General features: G+C 62.0%; 19 protein-coding genes. 14 read left to right on the forward strand and 5 right to left on the reverse strand.

What is annotated here, in order from left to right; translation table 11 throughout:
• Positions 1–106: 106 nt before the first annotated feature.
• A complete protein-coding gene (locus tag ACQ4LH_RS11000) occupies positions 107–394 on the reverse strand; it encodes a PA4642 family protein (protein ID WP_090251504.1) in 288 nt (95 codons plus the stop codon).
• Between the two features lie 182 nt (positions 395–576).
• Here ACQ4LH_RS11000 and dauA point away from each other — a divergent pair, with 182 nt between their 5' ends.
• Entirely contained in the window at positions 577–2,295 is a 1,719-nt protein-coding gene (gene dauA / locus ACQ4LH_RS11005; protein ID WP_430697208.1) for a C4-dicarboxylic acid transporter DauA, read from the forward strand.
• 160 nt (positions 2,296–2,455) lie between these two features.
• Here the strand turns inward: dauA and ACQ4LH_RS11010 are convergent, their stop codons facing one another.
• Entirely contained in the window at positions 2,456–3,013 is a 558-nt protein-coding gene (locus ACQ4LH_RS11010) for a hypoxanthine-guanine phosphoribosyltransferase (RefSeq protein ID WP_430697209.1), read from the reverse strand.
• Between the two features lie 245 nt (positions 3,014–3,258).
• On the opposite strand from ACQ4LH_RS11010, the gene upp reads away from it, so the two are divergent.
• Positions 3,259–3,897, forward strand: a complete 639-nt coding sequence (upp, locus tag ACQ4LH_RS11015; protein WP_430697210.1) for a uracil phosphoribosyltransferase — start codon at positions 3,259–3,261, stop codon at positions 3,895–3,897.
• Positions 3,898–4,163: 266 nt separating this feature from the next.
• Positions 4,164–5,432, forward strand: a complete 1,269-nt coding sequence (locus ACQ4LH_RS11020) for a uracil-xanthine permease family protein (RefSeq protein WP_430697262.1) — start codon at positions 4,164–4,166, stop codon at positions 5,430–5,432.
• Between the two features lie 58 nt (positions 5,433–5,490).
• Here the strand turns inward: ACQ4LH_RS11020 and ACQ4LH_RS11025 are convergent, their stop codons facing one another.
• The 3 genes from ACQ4LH_RS11025 to ACQ4LH_RS11035 form a co-directional block, all read right to left on the reverse strand.
• The gene (locus tag ACQ4LH_RS11025) at positions 5,491–6,822 is read right to left on the reverse strand and encodes a spinster family MFS transporter (RefSeq protein WP_430697211.1); all 1,332 of its coding nucleotides are present in this window, start codon (positions 6,820–6,822) and stop codon (positions 5,491–5,493) included.
• Positions 6,823–7,120: 298 nt separating this feature from the next.
• The gene (gene hemH / locus ACQ4LH_RS11030) at positions 7,121–8,143 is read right to left on the reverse strand and encodes a ferrochelatase (RefSeq protein WP_430697212.1); all 1,023 of its coding nucleotides are present in this window, start codon (positions 8,141–8,143) and stop codon (positions 7,121–7,123) included.
• 8 nt (positions 8,144–8,151) lie between these two features.
• Entirely contained in the window at positions 8,152–9,057 is a 906-nt protein-coding gene (locus tag ACQ4LH_RS11035) for a TIGR01777 family oxidoreductase (RefSeq protein ID WP_430697213.1), read from the reverse strand.
• A gap of 195 nt (positions 9,058–9,252) precedes the next feature.
• Here ACQ4LH_RS11035 and ACQ4LH_RS11040 point away from each other — a divergent pair, with 195 nt between their 5' ends.
• From ACQ4LH_RS11040 to ACQ4LH_RS11090, 11 genes are all read left to right on the forward strand, one after another.
• Positions 9,253–10,245, forward strand: a complete 993-nt coding sequence (locus ACQ4LH_RS11040) for an NAD(P)/FAD-dependent oxidoreductase (RefSeq protein WP_430697214.1) — start codon at positions 9,253–9,255, stop codon at positions 10,243–10,245.
• Positions 10,242–10,484 (forward strand): TIGR02450 family Trp-rich protein, encoded by a 243-nt coding sequence (locus ACQ4LH_RS11045; protein ID WP_430697215.1) that lies wholly within the window; start codon positions 10,242–10,244, stop codon positions 10,482–10,484. The genes ACQ4LH_RS11040 and ACQ4LH_RS11045 overlap by 4 nt, the downstream gene beginning before the upstream one ends.
• Positions 10,485–10,609: 125 nt before the next feature.
• Entirely contained in the window at positions 10,610–11,575 is a 966-nt protein-coding gene (locus ACQ4LH_RS11050; protein ID WP_430697216.1) for a YbgA family protein, read from the forward strand.
• Positions 11,572–12,519 (forward strand): MerR family transcriptional regulator, encoded by a 948-nt coding sequence (locus ACQ4LH_RS11055; protein ID WP_430697217.1) that lies wholly within the window; start codon positions 11,572–11,574, stop codon positions 12,517–12,519. Before ACQ4LH_RS11050 ends, ACQ4LH_RS11055 begins: the two co-directional genes overlap by 4 nt.
• A 5-nt stretch (positions 12,520–12,524) precedes the next feature.
• A complete protein-coding gene (gene phrB / locus ACQ4LH_RS11060; RefSeq protein WP_430697263.1) occupies positions 12,525–13,964 on the forward strand; it encodes a deoxyribodipyrimidine photo-lyase in 1,440 nt (479 codons plus the stop codon).
• Complete coding sequence (locus tag ACQ4LH_RS11065; RefSeq protein ID WP_305593599.1) at positions 13,961–14,383, forward strand: nuclear transport factor 2 family protein; 423 nt, start codon at positions 13,961–13,963, stop codon at positions 14,381–14,383. The genes phrB and ACQ4LH_RS11065 overlap by 4 nt, the downstream gene beginning before the upstream one ends.
• Entirely contained in the window at positions 14,380–15,159 is a 780-nt protein-coding gene (locus tag ACQ4LH_RS11070) for an SDR family NAD(P)-dependent oxidoreductase (protein WP_430697218.1), read from the forward strand. Before ACQ4LH_RS11065 ends, ACQ4LH_RS11070 begins: the two co-directional genes overlap by 4 nt.
• Positions 15,156–16,403 carry an NAD(P)/FAD-dependent oxidoreductase gene (locus ACQ4LH_RS11075; protein WP_430697219.1) on the forward strand — a complete coding sequence of 416 codons (1,248 nt, stop codon included), beginning with the start codon at positions 15,156–15,158 and terminating at the stop codon, positions 16,401–16,403. The genes ACQ4LH_RS11070 and ACQ4LH_RS11075 overlap by 4 nt, the downstream gene beginning before the upstream one ends.
• Before the next feature lie 17 nt (positions 16,404–16,420).
• Positions 16,421–17,221 carry a DUF1365 domain-containing protein gene (locus tag ACQ4LH_RS11080; protein WP_430697264.1) on the forward strand — a complete coding sequence of 267 codons (801 nt, stop codon included), beginning with the start codon at positions 16,421–16,423 and terminating at the stop codon, positions 17,219–17,221.
• Entirely contained in the window at positions 17,208–18,482 is a 1,275-nt protein-coding gene (locus ACQ4LH_RS11085) for a class I SAM-dependent methyltransferase (protein ID WP_430697220.1), read from the forward strand. Before ACQ4LH_RS11080 ends, ACQ4LH_RS11085 begins: the two co-directional genes overlap by 14 nt.
• The gene (locus ACQ4LH_RS11090) at positions 18,475–19,002 is read left to right on the forward strand and encodes a DUF2878 domain-containing protein (RefSeq protein WP_430697221.1); all 528 of its coding nucleotides are present in this window, start codon (positions 18,475–18,477) and stop codon (positions 19,000–19,002) included. Before ACQ4LH_RS11085 ends, ACQ4LH_RS11090 begins: the two co-directional genes overlap by 8 nt.
• Positions 19,003–19,006 lie beyond the last annotated feature (4 nt).

A 19,006-nucleotide genomic window follows, 5' to 3' on the forward strand; every position in this document is an offset into this window, starting at 1 on the left:
CAAGGCAAAAGCAGGTGAGGAAGCGGAGTTTACTGGCTGTAAATGAGCATTCCGAACCTGCTTTTAACGCAGCAGGGCCGACGCGCAGCAGACGTTGGGCAGGTTCTTAGCCGCGGGCGGCTTTGATCACTTCGATATAGGGTTCGGCAAAGCGTTGATCCTGGATCAGCGCAATAAAGTCATTGCCCTGGGCGTCCTTGGCATTCAGGTCGTAGCCGGCGGCAACGAAGAAGCCGACAAAGCGCTCGAAATCATCGATACGCAGGCCGCGGTAGGCCTTGACCAGCTTGTGCAGCGACGGCGGCGTGGCATCGGCCGGTTCTACGCTGAGGAACAGCTTGATCGGCTCGTCACCAATCTCTTCGCCAATCACCTGTTTCTTGTCTTTACGCATCGTTCACTCCAGCTAACCAGGCCACACGGGGCCGGCAGTGTACCTCCGGGGTGACAAGGGCTCAACGGATGCAGCTCAGCCAAACTTTCTAACACGCACTGACCACGAGCAATAGCCGACTTAGGTCAAGTCTGCCTTCACCATGCAGCCCTTATACTGCACCCAGCCACCTGGGAGTCATTATGTCGCTGCCCTTACCGCCGCTGTTCTCCGCCTGGCGCCAGACCTTGCGCGCCGGCTACGGCTGGAAAAACCTGCGCAGCGACCTGAGCGCCGGCGTCACGGTGGGCATCATCGCCATTCCGCTGGCCATGGCCCTGGCGATTGCCGTCGGTGTAGCACCGCAGCATGGACTGTATACGGTGCTGGTGGCCGGCACGCTGACAGCCCTGTTTGGCGGCTCGCGCTTTAACGTCTCCGGGCCAACCGCCGCCTTTGTAGTCATTCTGCTGCCGGTCACCCAGCAATTTGGCCTCGGCGGGTTGCTGCTGTGCACGCTGATGGCCGGATTGATCCTGATTGCCCTCGGGCTGATGCGCGCCGGGCGGCTGATCGAATTTATCCCCTACCCAGTCACGCTGGGCTTTACCGCCGGTATCGGCATTGTCATCGCTACGCTGCAGATCAAAGACCTGTTCGGCCTGCAGCTCAGCAGTCAGCCGAACAACTACATCGAACAGCTCAACGGCCTGCTGCATGCCCTGCCCAGCCTGCAACTGGGTGACAGCCTGGTGGCGCTGGTATGCCTGGCGACGCTGCTGATCTGGCCGCGCTGGGTGCCGAAAATACCAGGCCACCTGGTCGCACTGACGGTCGGCGCATTGCTCGGGCTGCTGCTGGAAAGCCTGCAGATTCCCGTGGCGACCATTGGCGAGCGCTTCAGCTACAGCCTGAATGGCGTTGAGCACCCAGGCATTCCGCCATTTCTGCCGAGCTTTATCTGGCCCTGGCACTTGCCAGGTGCCGATGGCCAGCCACTGGTGGTGAGCTTCGAGCTATTCCGTCAGCTGCTCGCACCGGCCTTTGCCATTGCCATGCTCGGGGCGATTGAATCGCTGCTCTGCGCCGTGGTTGCCGATGGCATGACCGGCAGCAAGCACGACCCCAATGGCGAGTTGATCGGCCAGGGCATCGGCAACCTAGTAGCACCGCTGTTCGGCGGTATCACTGCAACCGCCGCGATTGCCCGTAGCGCCGCCAACGTGCGCGCCGGGGCTTACTCGCCACTGGCCGCGATTGCCCACGCCGGCGTGGTGCTGATCGCCATCCTGTTTCTCGCGCCCCTGTTCAGTTACTTGCCGATGGCCGCGCTGGCGGCCTTGCTACTGGTGGTGGCGTGGAACATGAGCGAGCCGCGGCATGTGCACCACACCCTGCGCATCGCCCCACGCAGTGATGTGCTGGTGCTGCTGACCTGCCTGATTCTTACCGTGTTGTTCGATATGGTGCTGGCTGTGGGCGTCGGCCTGCTGCTGGCCGCCGGGCTGTTTATCAAGCGCATGAGCGATCTGACCGATACCGAAGCGCTGCCCAAGCACTTTCACCAGGCGCTTAATGACCTGCCCGAACATGTGCTGGCCTACGCGATTCGCGGGCCGCTGTTCTTCGGCGCAGCGGAAAAGGCCCTGAGCGTGCTCAGGCGGTTTACTCCAGGGGTGAAGGTGGTGATCGTCGATATCAGCGCCGTACCACTGCTGGACATGACCGCCATCGCCGCGCTGGACAATGTGCTGCGCGACTATCGCGAGCAGCAGGTCGGACTGATATTGAGCGGGCCGACGGCCCAGGTACGCCTGCAATTGCGCCGCGCGGGGATAGTGCGAGTGGAAGGACAGCTGGCCTATGTTCGCGACCTGGCCCAGGCCAGGGAAAAGGCTCTGCGCTGGTTACAGGAGAGCTGAAAAAAGCTTATCGCGGCCAAGGCCGCTCCTACACCAACGCGGCGATCTGTAGCAACGTAGGGTGGATAACGCGCAGCTTATCCACCGTGGGCCTTGAGCCGTGTAGCCCGGATGCAATCCGGGCTACGTAAGTTGCGTGCGCATCCAGTATCGAGGGTGCTTACAGACCTTTAACTGCGTAGATGCCCGGCGCATTGCGCCAGTAGCCCTTGTAGTCCATGCCGTAGCCAAACACGTAGCGATCGACGCAGGGCATGCCGACGTAATCAGCCTTGAGGTCGGGGCGAGCCTTGCGGTCGTGGGTTTTGTCTACCAGCACGGCAATGCGAACGTTCTTAGCGCCGGCATGCCGGCAAAAATCGATGATGGCACCGAGGGTGTGCCCTTCATCGAGGATGTCGTCGATGATCAGCACGTCGCGGTCAATAAAGGAGATTTCCGGTTTGGCCTTCCAGAACAGCTCGCCGCCGCTGGTTTCATTGCGGTAGCGAGTGGCGTGCAGATAGGACAATTCCAGCGGGAAGTTGAGCTTAGGCAGGAGCTTGCCGGAGAAGATCAGCCCGCCGTTCATCACGCAGAACACCACGGGATTGCTGTCGGCCATCTCGTTGTTGATGGCCGCCGCCATGGCGTCGATAGCCACTTCGACCTCGGCATTGCTGTGCAGGCAATCGGCTTCGGCCATAACTTGGCGGATGTGCGCGAGATCGACGGACATGCTGTTTCCTCTTGGGAGCGGGACGGCCAGATCAGAAAGCTGATCAATGCGTCAAAATAAAAGCCGGCAAAGGTACCCATCTGCGTAGAGCAGAGCAAGGGTTGCCAGACAAACAGGGCAATTTGTCGGCAACAGGAGAAATTTAGACGCTAATTGCCGATTTCACCCGAGCCCGAGGCAGCACTTGGACTAGCCAATGCTTTAATCTAACGCAATTTTTCGCCCGTCCTGCCGGAGACCCCACCATGCCCATTCTCGAGATCCGCCACCCGCTGATCCGCCACAAACTCGGCCTGATGCGCCGCGCCGATATCAGCACGAAGAACTTTCGCGAGCTGGCCCAGGAAGTCGGCGCGCTGCTGACCTACGAGGCGACCAAGGATCTGCCGCTGGAAGACTGTGAGATCGAAGGCTGGTGCGGCACCGTGAAGGTGGAAAAAATCTCCGGCAAGAAAATCACCGTAGTACCCATCCTGCGTGCCGGCATCGGCATGCTCGAAGGCGTGCTCAGTCTGATTCCGGGGGCCAAGGTCAGCGCCGTGGGCGTGGCGCGCAACGAAGAAACCCTGCAAGCGCACACCTATCTGGAAAAGCTGGTGCCGGAAATCGATGAGCGCCTGGCGATGATCATCGACCCGATGCTGGCCACCGGCGGCTCGATGGTCGCCACCATCGACCTGTTGAAAAAAGCCGGCTGCAAGGACATCCGCGCCATGGTCCTGGTCGCTGCCCCGGAAGGGATCAAGGTGGTCAACGACGCGCACCCGGATGTGCTGATTTTCACCGCTTCCATCGACGAGCGCCTGAACGAGCACGGCTACATCATTCCCGGCCTCGGTGATGCCGGCGACAAGATCTTCGGCACCAAGCAGAAGGATGCCTAGGGTCTGCTCCCGTTTCATTCGTGGCCGCGCCGAAGCCTATTTTAGTGCGAGGCAAGGCACGAGACACGAAGTTTGGTTGCTCCAAATGAGTGTTGAGAAACGTAGCATCGCACTAAAACAGGCACGGCCCTGCGGGTTGCGCGAGAAATTGCCCCCGCTGTTGTTGCAGGACTTGGCAAGGGCGCGCCATTACCCGCGTCCTGCGCCTAACCGGGGGCAATTTCTCGCGGCAACGCGGCTCACTAATGAAACAGGAACAGACCCAAATGCAGGACGAATACAACGACCCACTCTGGCGCCAGGGTATTTCCGGCGCGCAGATGCTGTTTGTGGCCTTCGGCGCACTGGTGCTAATGCCACTGATCACCGGCATGGACCCCAACGTCGCACTGTTCACCGCCGGTATCGGCACCCTGTTGTTCCAACTGGTGACCGGCCGCCAGGTACCGGTATTCCTGGCCTCCAGCTTTGCCTTTATCGCGCCGATTCTCGCCGCCAAAGGTGAGTTCGGCCTGCCGGCCGTGCTCGGCGGCATCGTTGCCTCGGGCCTGGTGTATATCCTGCTCAGCGCCGTAGTGCGGGTTAAAGGCGCGGGCTTTATCGACCGTCTGTTGCCGCCGGTGGTGATTGCCCCGGTGATCATTTCCATCGGCCTGGCACTGTCGCCAGTGGCGGTGAACATGGCCATGGGCAAGGCCGGTGATGGCAGCGCGCAGCTGGTGCCGTATGAAACCGCGATGTTGATTTCCATGTCGGCGCTAATCACCACCGTACTGGTCGCCGCCATGGGCCGTGGCCTGCTGCGCCTGGTGCCAATCCTCGCGGGGATTATCGTCGGCTGTATCGTCGCGGCGTTCTGCGGGGTGATCGACACCAGTAATGTCGCGGCCGCACCCTGGCTGGCGATTCCGGCGTTCGTGACGCCTGAGCTGCATTGGGGCGCGATTCTCTACATCGTCCCGGTCGCTTTGGCTCCGGCTATTGAACACATCGGTGGCGTGGTGGCGATCGGCAGCGTGACCGGTAAGAACTTTATCAAGAAACCCGGCCTACACCGCACCCTGCTTGGCGACGGCCTGGCCACCTCGGCCGCTGGCCTGTTCGGCGGCCCGCCCAACACCACCTATGCGGAAGTCACTGGCGCGGTGATGCTGACCAAGAACTACAACCCGAAGATCATGACCTGGGCAGCCTGCTTCGCCATCGGCCTGGCCTTCGTCGGCAAGTTCGGCACCGCACTGCAGAGCATTCCGGTACCGGTCATGGGCGGCATTCTCTGCCTGCTGTTCGGCTCCATCGCAGTGGTGGGCCTGAATACCCTGATCCGCCATCAGGTCGACCTGTCCGAGGCGCGCAACCTGATCATCGTGTCGGTGACCCTGGTGTTCGGCATCGGCGGCATGGTGATTGGCAACAGCGACTTCGCCCTCTCCGGCATTTCCCTGTGCGCCATCTGCGCCCTGGTACTTAACCTGGTGTTGCCGGGTGGCCAAGGCTGGCGCAGCAAGACCGTGCTGGAAGAGCCGGACCTGTAAACCGCATCCAGTAAAAAGCCCCGCATCTGCGGGGCTTTTTTATGCCATGTGGCATGACTTAAGCCGGGTTGGCCGACCACCCCTGCAACCGCACCACACTCTCGCGATACGGTTTGAGGCTCATGCTCAGCAGCACGATGGAGCTGAATACCGCCAGCGAGGTAACAATCAGCAGCGAATAACGCAGCGCCATGTCATCGGCAAACACGTAGTCAGTCACCAGCGCCACCGCCGTCGGGCCGATGCCCAGACCGATCAGGGTGATCACGAACAGGTAGATCGCCGAGGCCTGGCCGCGCATCGAGTTGGGCATGATTTCCTGAATCGCCGCCGGCGCCACGCCAAACGGCATGCTCAGGAAAAATACCGCAGGCGCGGTGAGGACTGCCGCCCACAGCGCAGTTTCCATCAGTGGGAAGGCCAGCACAAAAGGCACCGCACCAATGGCCGCATACAGGCCGACGCGCATATTGGCGTCGCTGCTGCCGCGCTTGGCCATCCAGTCGGCCAAACGGCCGCCGAAGACGATACCCAGGCAACCGAAGACCGCAACAATGCTGCCGTAGATAATACCGACCTGGCTGGCGTCCCAGCCGTAGGTGCGGATAAAGAAGGTCGGGATCCAGGCCGCGCTACCGTAACCGGCAAACGCCAGGCCGGCAAAGCCGAAGTTATGGCACAGCACGGTGCGGCGATTGGCGCGGATATAACGCCCAACATCCGCCAGCGGCACCGCGATACCGGCGCCTACGCCGCGCCGCGCCGGCTCTTTCACTGCCAGCATCAGCAAGGTAAACAGCACCCCAGCCGCGCCGAGAATCAGGAAGATCAACTGCCACGGACGCACTTCACCGAACACCGGCAGCACCACATCGCCCTGCGCCGAAGCGAATTGAATCACCAGGCCGCCGAGCAGAAAGGCCAGACCGGAGCCGAGGTAAACCCCCATGGAATACACGCTGATCGCCGTAGCACGGCGCTCAGCCGGGAAGCTGTCGGCAATCAGCGAATAGGCCGCAGGCGACAGCGCCGCCTCGCCCACACCGACGCCAATGCGGCAGATCAGAAATTGCCAGTACAGCTTGGCCATGCCGCAGGCAGCGGTGGCCGCACTCCAGAACAGCACGCCGATGGCAATCAGCCCACGGCGGCTCTTGGTATCGGCCAGACGGCCCAGAGGAATGCCGCAGACGGTGTAGAACAGTGCGAATGACAGGCCCATCAGCAGGCTCATCTGCGTGTCACTGATCATCAGGTCACGGCGAATCGGGCCAACCAGCAGATTGAGAATCTGCCGATCGATAAACGACAGCACGTACGCCACCATCAGGATGGCGACAGTTACCCAGGCGCGGGTAGCTGAGGGATAGCCGTTATTGTTGTTGGGCACTGGCAGTCTCCTCGGCACCGTTGGTGCGGTGCACGACGGTTGAAAGAACTGCCAGCTTAGGCCGATATACAGGGCGATGAGTATCGCCCTTAGGTGTTATCAGTGAGGCGAATGCGCGGCATCCCTTCGAGCGAATGACAGCCGCGCCGCATTCGGTTAGCGGGCCGTTGAAAGCGTAGGCGAGGCAGGCAAGACAAGGCAGAAACGGCCGAGAAAGCGGAGTTTACGTGTTGTAAATGAGCATTTTGAGGCCGTTTCTAACGCAGTATTGCCAACGCAGGTAGCTTTCAAAGGTCTGCTAGAGCATCAGCGGGGCACGCTCGCTAAGGGTCTTCAAAGCCGCAACCCAGCTTGGATGATCATTCAGGCACGGCACCAGCTGCAGGCTCTCGCCGCCGGCTTCGACAAACTGCTCGCGGCCACGGTCGCCGATTTCTTCCAGGGTTTCGATGCAATCGGCGACAAAGGCCGGGCACATCACCAGCAACTTCTTCACGCCCTGCTTAGCCAGCTCGTCGAGACGCGCCTCGGTGTAGGGCTCGATCCACTTGGCCCGGCCAAGGCGCGACTGGAACGACACCGACCACTGCTCAGGCTTAAGCCCCATGCGCTGAGCAAACAGCTCGGCGCTGCGCAGGCACTGGGCGCGGTAACAGGTAGCGAGCACTTCGGGCGCGGCCGTGCGACAGCAATCGGCACCTTTCAGGCAGTGATTGCTGGGATCGAGCTTGTGCAGGTGACGTTCCGGCAGGCCGTGAAAGCTCAGCAGCAGATGGTCGAAATCCTGCTCCAGATAAGGCTTGGCGCTGTCGACCAGAGCATCCAGGTATTCCGGTTGGTCGTAGAACGGCGGCAGGATGGAAAAGCGCATTGGCAATTGCTGCTCACGCACCACCCGCCGCGCCTCTTCGATCACCGTGGTGGTGGTGCTGTCGGCAAATTGCGGGTACAGCGGCGCCAGGGTGACCTGTTTGATGCCCTGGGCGGCCAGGCGAGTCAGCACGGTTTGCAGCGACGGCTCGCCATAGCGCATGGCCAACTCCACCGGGCCGTGGGTCCAGGACGCCTTCATCGCCTGATGCAGACGCTTACTCAGCACCACCAGCGGCGAGCCTTCGTCCCACCAGATCGAGGCGTAGGCATGCGCCGAGGCCGCCGGGCGCTTGATCAGAATCAGCGAAACCAGCAGACGCCGCAGCGGCCAGGGCAGATCGACGACATAGGGGTCCATCAGAAACTGGTTGAGGTAACGGCGCACATCGGCCACTTCAGTGGAAGCCGGCGAGCCCAGATTTACCAACAGCAAGGCGTGATCGGTCATGCAAAGTCCTAGTCAGGTTGGCCCAGCAGATCCGCCAGAGCCACATCCAAATGAGTAAAACGAAAACTGAAGCCAGCCTCCTGCAAGCGCGTCGGCATCGCGCGCTGGCCACCGAGCAGCAGCACCGACAGTTCACCCAGCAGCACACGCAGGACAAACGTCGGGGCAGGCATCACGGCCGGCCGATGCAGCTCGCGGCCCAAGGCCTGGCTGAAGGCGCGGTTACGCTCAGGCGTCGGCGCGCAGGCATTATAAGGACCGCTGGCCTGCTCCTGCTGCAGGAGAAAATCAATCAGGGCGATTTGATCGCTGAGATGAATCCACGGCATCCACTGACGACCATTGCCCAGCGGGCCGCCCAAACCGAGCTTGAACGGCAGCAGCAGACGCTTGAGCAGCCCACCGTCACTGGCCAGCACCAGCCCGGTGCGCAGCAGCACCACACGGATACCCAAATCCTCGGCGCGTTGGGCAGTTTCTTCCCAGGCGCCACACAGCTGCGCGGCAAAATCCTCACTTACTGGCGGCGAATCCTCATGCAGCTCGCGCTCGCCACCATCGCCGTACCAACCCACTGCCGAACCGGACAACAACACCTTCGGCTTGTGCTCGCGGCTCTCCAGCCAGGCCAGCAGTTGCTCAGTCAGGCCAATCCGGCTGGCCCACAGCAGCGCCTTGCGCTTGCGCGTCCAGGGCCGGTCGGCAATCGGCGCCCCGGCCAGATTGACCACGGCATCCAGCGGCTCTTCGCCCAGCTCATCGAGCTGGCCAATACCGCGCACCGCGTCGCCACACAGGGCCGCGACCTGCTCGGGCCTGCGGCTCCACACCGTCAGCTGATGGCCTTGTTGCAGCCAGTGGCGGCATAACGCCCGCCCGATCAAGCCGGTACCGCCAGTCAGAAGTATGTGCATCACAGTGCCCTCGCATGACCTTTGCATAATTCACAACCGCGGACTGATTTATGCCTGTTTGTGGCTTCAATCCGTCTGCAGGTTGTCTTAACTATAGGAAGGCAGGATCGACTCCGGCATAGCTTATACACAAAAACCATATTGTATAGCTTTTGTCTAAAGCGTAGCCTAACGCTTGAAAACACGAGGTAGACCATGACCGCTCTACACCCCATCGCCATCATCGGCACCGGCATCGCCGGGCTGTCTGCCGCACAGGCGCTGCATGCCGCCGGACATCCGGTGCAACTGTTCGACAAGAGCCGCGGCAGTGGCGGCCGCATGGCCAGCAAGCGCAGTGATGCCGGCGCGCTGGACCTTGGCGCGCAGTACTTCACCGCCCGCGACCGTCGCTTTGTCGAGGCGGTGCAGCAGTGGCAAGCGCGTGGCTGGGTCGCCGAATGGACCCCCAGCCTGTACAACTTCAATAACGGCCAGCTCAGCGCCTCACCGGATGAACAAGTGCGCTGGGTCGGCAGCCCGCGCATGAGTGCGATCACCCGCGCCATGCTCGGCGCATTGCCGGTGACCTTCTCCTGCCGCATTACCGAAGTGTTTCGCGGTGAGCAGCACTGGCACCTGCAGGATGCCGAAGGCAACAACCACGGCCCGTTCAGCCATGTGATCGTCGCCACCCCGGCGCCACAGGCCACCACGCTGCTGTCCAGCGCACCGAAACTCGCCGGCGCCGCCGCCAGCGTGGCCATGGACGCAACCTGGGCGGTGGCCCTGGCCTTTGCCAACCCGCTGGAAACCCGCGTGGAAGGCTGCTTTGTACAGGACAGCCCGCTCGACTGGCTGGCGCGCAACCGCAGCAAACCCGGCCGTGACACCAGCCTCGACACCTGGGTGCTGCATGCCACCAGTCAGTGGACCAAGCAGCACCTGGATATGCCCAAGGAAGCGGTGATCGAACACCTGCTCGGCGCCTTCGCCGAACTGATCGGCTGCGCCGTACCCGCCCCAGCTTTCAGCCTGGCGCACCGCTGGCTTTATGCCCGTCCGGCCAGCGCACACCAGTGGGGAGTACTGGCCGATGCCGATCTGGGCATCTATGCCTGCGGCGACTGGTGCCTGTCCGGCCGGGTTGAAGGCGCCTGGCTAAGCGGCCAGGAAGCGGCGCGGCGCTTGCTCGAACACCTGCAATGAGCATTCAGGCCCGCGCGCCGGCCAAGCATCGGTTCAATCCGCGCAAGCTGCTGCTGTCGAAATGGACAGCAGCGCAGCCGCAGAACCGTGAGAAACATTTTCTCGTTACCGAACTGTTTTGCGACGAAGACGGCACTGTGTTGCAGATCGAATTGCAGGCCGTGCTCAACCAGCGTTGCCAACGCCTGGACTGGCGCGTACTGGAAAATCCCGAGCACTGGCGCATGGGCTGGAAGTAACAGGTTTACACACAAAACCCTACAGTAGTTGTACAAAGATATTGACTTGTACAATTACAAACCTATGATGAACTCAAGTTGTACATCCATCAGGATCTGTACAAGTCGTACATCAGAGGTTGCCCATGAGCCCATCCGAAACCGCCACCGGCAAACCCAAACTGGGCATCAGCGCCTGCCTACTCGGTACCGAGGTTCGCTACAACGGCGGCCACAAGGAATCGCGCCTGTGCAGCCGCACCCTCAGCGAATATTTCGACTTCGCCCCGCTGTGTCCGGAAGTGGCCATCGGCATGGGCATCCCCCGTGAGCCGATCCGCCTGGTCGGCGATCCGCTAGCACCGCGCGCAGTGGGCACGGTCAGACGCGAGGTGGATGTCACCGAACCCCTGGCCGCCTATGGCGAGCGCATGGCCGGTGAGCTGACCGATATTTGCGGCTACATCTTTATGCAGCAGTCGCCGTCCTGCGGCCTGCATCGGGTCAAGGTTTATCAGGACAACGGCCGCCCCAGCGAGCCTGGCCGTGGCATCTTTGCCCAGGCCTTCTGCGCGCGGCATCCCAACCTGCCAGTGGAAGAAGATGGCCGTCTGAATGATCCGATCCTGCGCGAAAACTTTATCACCCGCGTGTTCGCCTATTCGGAATGGCAACAGCTGCTGCGCGACGGTCTGACACGCAAGCGCCTGATCGACTTCCACTCGCGCTACAAATACCTGCTGATGGCCACCAATCCCATGCAGTACAAACTGCTCGGACGCATGCTCGGCAACCTCGGCCAGCACGACATCAACGAGCTGGCGCCGCGCTATTTCAGCGAGCTGATGAGCGCGCTGAAAAGCTGCGCTACCCGCCGTACCCACAGCAACGTGCTGCAGCACCTCAGCGGCTACCTCAAGCAGTCGCTAAGCAGCGACGAGAAGCAGGAAATGCAGCAGCTGATCGGCCAGTACCGCCATGGCGTGGTGCCGCTAGTCGTACCCATGACCCTGCTCAAGCACCATTTCCGCCGCCATCCGGACAGCTACGTCGCGCAGCAGGTTTACCTGCAACCGCACCCGGAAAACCTCAGCCTGCGTAACGCCCTATGAGCCTGGAGCCAATCAGCACAGGCGCGGCCGACGACTACCAGGCGGCCATCGCCCAGGGTTTTATGCCGATCCGCGATGTGGCGCGCATCACCGGGGTCAACGCCGTCACCCTGCGCGCCTGGGAGCGCCGTTATGGCCTGATCGTGCCGCACCGCACGCCCAAGGGTCATCGCTTGTATGCCGATGAGCATGTGCTGCGTATTCAGGCGATTCTCACCTGGCTCAATCGCGGCGTTTCGGTCAGTCAGGTCAAGGGCTTGCTGCGTTCCAATCAACCGGCGTTTGCCGAAGCCAGTTCACAGTGGGAAGCCCGGCGCCAGCAGTTGCAGGAAGCCATCTGCAACCTCAATGAGCGGCGCCTGGACGAGTGTTTCAACAGCGAACTGGCGCTCTACCCGCCGCACACCCTGTGCCAGCAATTGCTGTTGCCGCTGCTGAGTGATCTGGAGCTGCGCTGGCGCAACCAGTTCGGCGCCCAGGCCGAGCGGGTGTTCTTCTATTCCTGGCTGCGCAGCAAGCTCGGTGCGCGCCTGTACCACAACAACCGCCAGTGCAACGGCGCCCCACTGCTGCTGATCAACGTCTCCGACCTGCCGATGGCCCCCGGCCTGTGGCTCACCGCCTGGCTAGCGAGCAGCGCCGGCTGCCCGGTGGAAGTCTTCGACTGGCCACTGCCACCGACCGAACTGGCCCTGGCGGTCGAGCATATTCAGCCGCGTGCGGTGCTGCTGTATTCCAGCCAGGCGCTGAACAGCACCCACCTGCAACGCCTGCTCGGCGGTTATGACTGCCCCTGCCTGCTGGTCGGTCAGGTGGTGCAGATCCACGCCGAGGAATTAGTCGCCATCACCGCGCAGAACGCCGAACTGAGCCTGGCCGCCGACCCGCTGGCCGCGCTGCACAGCCTTACCGACCTTAATTTGCTGCACAGCCAACGGGATTGAACATGCTGCAATTGATCTGGTTTCGTACCGACCTGCGCGTGCAGGACAACAGCGCCCTCGCTGCCGCCATGAGCAGCGGCCCGACCGTGGCGCTGTACCTGCTCAGCCCCGGTCAGTGGCTGAGCCACGATGATGCGCCGAGCAAGGTCGACTTCTGGCTGCGCAACCTCAAAGAGCTGGCCACTGAACTGGGCAAACTCAATGTGCCGCTGCTAGTGCGTGAAGCCGATAACTGGAGCGCCGCGCCGCAGGTGATCGGCGAGCTGTGCCAGCAGTTGCAGATCGGCACAGTGCAGGTCAACGAAGAGTACGGCGTGCATGAAACCCGCCGCGACCAGGCCGTAGCGAAAACGCTTGATGGTTTGGGGATAAATTTCCGCAGCCATCTGGATCAGCTGTTCTTCAAGCCCGGCAGCGTGCTGACCAAATCCGGCGGTTACTTTCAGGTCTACAGCCAGTTCCGCAAGGTCTGCTATCAGCGCCTGCATACCGCATTGCCCACGCTGATCGCCACGCCTAAAGCGCAGGCGCCGCAGGCGATTCAAAGCGATGCCATTCCTGAACAAGTTGCAGGCTTCGCCCTGCCCGCTGCCGAACTGCGTGAGCTGTGGCCCGCCGGTGAAGCCGAGGCGGCGCGGCGTTTGGATGACTTTGCCGCGCAGCAGATCGACTTCTACCAGAGCGCCCGCGACTTTCCGGCCAAGCCCGGCACCAGCCAGCTCTCCACCTATCTGGCCGCCGGGGTGATTTCACCGCGCCAGTGCCTGCATGCAGCCTTGCAGGCCAACCAGGGCGAGTTCGACAGCGGCAATGTCGGGGTCATCACCTGGATCAACGAGCTGCTCTGGCGCGAGTTCTACAAACATATTCTGGTCGGTTACCCGCGCGTTTCCATGCACCGCGCCTTCCGCGCGGAAACCGAGGCCGTGGCCTGGCGTAATGCGCCGCAGGAGCTGAAAGCCTGGCAAGAAGGCCGCACCGGTTTCCCGATTATTGATGCAGCGATGCGTCAGTTGCTGGCCACCGGCTGGATGCACAACCGCCTGCGCATGATCGTGGCGATGTTCCTGACCAAGAATCTGCTGATCGATTGGCGCGAAGGCGAGCGCTTCTTTATGCGCCACCTGATCGATGGCGACCTGGCGGCGAACAACGGCGGCTGGCAGTGGAGTTCTTCTACCGGCACCGATTCGGCGCCGTACTTTCGCATCTTCAACCCGCTCAGCCAGTCGCAGAAGTTCGACCCGGATGGCCGCTTTATCAGCCAGTGGCTGCCCGAACTGGTCGGCCTGAATAAAACCAATATCCATAACCCGGCGGCGATCGGCGGATTGTTTGGCATCGCCGATTACCCCGCGCCGATTGTCGACCTGAGCAAGAGTCGTACGCGTGCCCTGGCAGCGTTCAAGAGCCTGCCGCACTTTGCCGGCGAGGAGGTGCTGTGAGCGACTTTCTGCGCCAGTTCGCCCAGGACTTTGCCGGGCTGAACAAGGACAACCTCGACCGCCTGGGCCAGCTCTACAGCGACGACGCACTGTTTTGCGACCCACTGCACGAGGTACGCGGACTGGCCAATATGCAGCGCTACTTCGGCGAGATGTACGCCAACGTCAGTGAACTGCGCTTCGACTTCTACGGCTTTGATCAGGTGCGCGACGGTGAAGGCTACCTGCGCTGGACCATGAGTTACCGCCACCCGCGTCTGGCCGGTGGCCAGCTGATCCGCGTGGAAGGCTGCTCTCACCTGCTGTGGCACAGCAAGGTCTATCGCCACCGCGACTATTTCGATGCAGGCAGCCTGCTCTATGAGCACCTGCCCTTACTCGGCTCGGCAATTCGCTGGCTGAAACGGAGGTTGGCATGAACGCGAACGCACGACGTATCTGGCTCACCGGCGCCAGCAGTGGCATCGGCGCCGCCCTGGCCGAACAGTTGCTCGAGCAAGGCCATCGTTTGGCCCTCAGCGCCCGCAGCATCGAGCCCTTGCAGGCACTGGCCAAACGTTACCCGTTGCAGGTGCTGGTGGTTGCCGGTGACCTCGGTGATGCTGGCCAAGTGCGCGGCATCGGCGAGCATATTGGCCAGGTTTGGGGCGCGCTGGATTGCGCGATTCTCAATGCCGGCACTTGCGAGTATGTCGAGGTCAGCGCCTTCGAGGCCGCGATGGTTGAACGGGTAATGCGCGCCAACCTGCTCTCTGCCAGTTACTGCATCGAAGCCGCCCTGCCCTTGTTGCGCCTGGGCAACCGCGCGCATCTGGTGGGCGTCGGCAGCTCGGTGACCTTTATGCCGCTGCCGCGCGCCGAAGCCTACGGCGCGTCCAAGGCCGCCATGCGCTACCTGATGGAGGCATTGCGCATCGACCTGCACGCCGAAAACATTGCCGTCACCCTGGTCAGCCCCGGCTTTGTCGACACCCCGCTGACGCAGAAGAACGACTTCCCCATGCCCATGCGCTGGCCGGTGGACAAAGCCGCCCGCTATATCGCCGAACGCCTGCAGCAGCAGCCCTTCGAAATAAGCTTCCCCGGCCCCTTTATCGCCATGCTCAAGCTGCTCGGTCATCTGCCCAAGCGCTTGCAGGTGGCCATTGGTGCCCGTATGGCCCGCACTGAAGCCAAGACCAAGGACAGCCCATGAAGATCGCCATTATCGGCAGCGGTATCGCCGGTTTGACCAGCGCCTACCTGCTTAACCGCAGCCACGACATCACCGTGTTCGAGGCCGGCGACTGGATTGGCGGGCACACCCACACCGTGGATGTGCAGATTGCTGGCCAACGCTACGCCGTGGACACCGGTTTTATCGTGTTCAACGACTGGACCTACCCGAACTTTATCCGCTTGCTCAGCCAGCTCGGCGTCGGCTTCAAGGCCACCGAGATGAGCTTCTCCGTCAGCGACCCGATTAGCGGCGTGGAATACAACGGGCACAACCTCAACAGCCTGTTCGCCCAGCGCCGCAACCTGCTTTCGCCAAAATTCTGGGGCATGGTGCGCGACATCCTGCGCTTCAATCGCGAGGCGCTGAATGACCTCAATCTGCAGCGCATCGCCAGCGATATGACCCTGGGTGATTACCTCAAAGCCAATGGGTACAGCGAGCGCTTTATCCAGCATTACATCGTGCCAATGGGCGCGGCGATCTGGTCGATGTCGCTGGACGATATGCTCGGTTTTCCGCTGCAATTCTTCGTGCGTTTTTTCAAAAACCACGGCCTGCTGTCAGTCAGCGATCGCCCGCAGTGGTGCGTGGTCGAGGGCGGTTCCAGCAGCTATGTCGCTCCGCTGACCGAGTCCTTCAAGCAGCATATCCGCCTCAATTGCGCAGTGACCCGCGTAGAACGTGATGCCGACGGCGTGATCCTGCATAGCGCCGCCGGAGCCGAGCGCTTCGACAAGGTGATCTTCGCCTGCCACAGCGACCAGGCCTTGGCGTTGCTGGCCGAACCGACCCGGATCGAGAAGGAAATCCTCGGCGCGCTGCCCTATGCCGACAACGATGTGGTGCTGCACACCGACACCCGTCTGCTACCAAAACGGCCACTGGCCTGGGCCAGCTGGAACTATCGACTGGGTGGCCCGGTGGATCAGCCGGCAGCCGTGACCTATGACATGAATATCCTGCAGGGTATTAAGAGCGACACCACCTTCTGCGTCAGCCTGAACCAGACCGCCGCCATCGACCCGAGCAAGATTCTGGCGCGCTACACCTATGCCCACCCGCAATACAGCCTGGCTGGCATGGCCGCGCAGGCGCGCTGGGAAGAACTGCTCGGCGCCAACCACAGCTACTTCTGCGGGGCCTACTGGGCCAATGGCTTCCACGAAGATGGCGTGGTCAGCGCGTTGCGCGTGGCCCGTGAATTCGGTGAGGCCCTGTAGTGAACAGCCCAATGGTATTGAACAGCGCCCTGTACAGCGGCTGGGTGCAGCACCGGCGTTTTGCGCCGCGCCTGCACAACTTCCGCTATCGCATGGGCCTGCTCTACCTCGACCTGAGCGAGCAGGAGGCCGTGCTCGCGCTGTCGCCGCTGGCCGGCCGTGGCCGTTTCGCGCCCTTTGCCTTTCGCGAAAGCGATTACCTGCCGCAGCTCACCGGCGCAGGTATCAGCCTGATCGACGCCGTGCGCCAGCGCGTCACCGAAGCGCTGGGTCGCACGCCGCTGGGGCATATCTGTTTGCTGACCCAGCCACGCAGCTGGGGTCTGGCCTTCAACCCGGCAAGCTTCTTCTACTGCCATGAAGCCGATGGCCAACTGGCGGCGATTCTCTGCGAGGTGAGCAACACGCCTTGGCGTGAGCGCTACCACTACGTACTGCCGGCCGAAGGTACGGGGCATCAGCACTTCGCCGTGGCCAAGGCGTTTCACGTATCGCCGTTTCTGCCGCGCGAGCTGGAATACCGCATGAGTTTCAGCCCGGTTGGCGAGCGCTTGGGGCTGCATATGGCCGACTGGAGCGGCGAAGAGAAAGTCTTCGACGCCAGCCTCAGCCTGCAACGCACTGAACTGAACCGCGCCAGCCTGCATCGTTATCTGCTCAGTTTTCCCTGGATGACCGGCAAGACCGTGGCCGCCATCTACTGGCAAGCCCTGCGCCTGCTGCTCAAACGTATTCCCCTGTTCACCCATCGGGCCGCTGAAGGTGATTTCCGCGTCGCCCGCCCCGCATCAAAGGAAGTCCCCCATGAAAAGCTCTAGCCTGGCTTCTGCCAAACATGTTGTGCGCGCCGGCAGCGGCATCGGTGCCAGCCTGCTGCGCCGTGCGGTGCTGCGTCAGCTGAAACAGCTGCGCCATGGCCAGTTGGTGATAGTCGAAGGTGACGAACGCATGGAGTTCGGCGATGCCCACTCCAGCCTCAGCGCCGAGATCCAGGTGCAGGACGGCGCGGTCTGGGGGCTGGTGGCGGGCAACGGCTCGATCGGCTCGGGCGAGGCCTATATCCACGGTTACTGGACCACCCCGGACCTGACCGCGGTAATCCGCGTATTCGTCAGCAACCTGGATGTGCTCGACGCCATGGAAAGCGGCCTGGCCCAACTTGGCCGCCCGCTGATCCAGGGCCTGCACTGGCTCAACCGCAACACCCGTAAGGGCTCACGCAAGAACATCTCGGCGCATTACGACCTGGGTAACGACCTGTTCGAGCAGTTCCTCGACCCGACCATGATGTACTCGGCGGCGATGTTCCAGAGCGCCGATGACAGCCTGGAACAGGCGCAGCTGAACAAGCTCGAACGCATCTGCCAGAAGCTGGCGCTGAAACCCAGCGACCACCTGCTGGAAATCGGCACCGGCTGGGGCAGCATGGCGATTTACGCCGCCACCCACTACGGCTGCAAGGTGACCACCACCACCCTGTCGCGTGAACAGTTCGCCTACACCCAGCAGCGCATCGCCGAACAGGGCCTGCAGGGGCAGATCACCCTGCTGCTGGAGGATTACCGCGACCTGGCCGGCCAGTACGACAAGCTGGTGTCGATCGAGATGATCGAAGCCGTCGGCCATCGCTTCCTGCCCACCTATTTCGAGCAATGCGCCAGCCTGCTCAAGCCCGACGGCCTGATGCTGCTGCAAGCCATCACCATCCGCGACCAGCGCTATGAGCAGGCGAAAAACGCTGTGGACTTTATTCAGCGCTATATCTTCCCCGGCGGCGCGCTGCCGTCGGTAAACAAGATGCTGGAAATCATCACCGCCAAGACCGATATGAACCTGCACCACATGGAAGATTTCGGCCTGCACTACGCCCGCACCCTGCGCATCTGGCACGACAACCTGCGCCACGCGCGGCACAAGCTGGAGCAGCAGGGTTACGACGATTACTTCTTCCGCCTGTGGGAGTTCTACCTGTGCTATTGCGAGGGCGGCTTTATCGAGCGCACCATCGGCACCGCGCAATTGCTGCTGGCGAAACCGGCGGCACGTCCTGCTCCGCTACTGGGAAATCTCAATGCCTAAATTGATCGTCAACACCCTGCTATTTCAGCTCGGCTGGTTCGCCTGCGTCTTCGGCGGCGACAGCCTGTGGCTGCTGATTGTCGCAGCGGTGCTGGCGGTACATCTGCTGTGGACCAGCAGCTGGGCGGCGGAAGGCAAACTACTGATCACAGTGTTTCTCGCTGGCAGCGCGCTGGACAGCTTTCTGCTCAACCTCGGCGTATTCGACTTCGGCGAGCCCCGCACGCTGATTCCTCTATGGCTGGCCTGCCTGTGGCTGCTGATGGCGACCACGCTCAACCACTGCCTGGCCTGGACCGCGCAACCCTGGTGGCGCGGCAGCTTGCTCGGCGCGATTGGTGCACCACTGTCCTATTACGGCGGCGCGCAGATTGCTGGCGTCGGCCTGCCCTACGGCACCTGGCAAAGCCTGCTGCTGATCGGCGCCATCTGGGCGCTGGCGATGCCCGTGCTGCACGGCTTCGCCAAGCTCTATCGCAGCCAGTACGAACAGAGCCTGCGCGCACGCCAGTCGGTGTAACAAA

This window comes from Pseudomonas peli (genome assembly GCF_050563605.1).
GTDB lineage: Bacteria > Pseudomonadota > Gammaproteobacteria > Pseudomonadales > Pseudomonadaceae > Aquipseudomonas > Aquipseudomonas peli_A.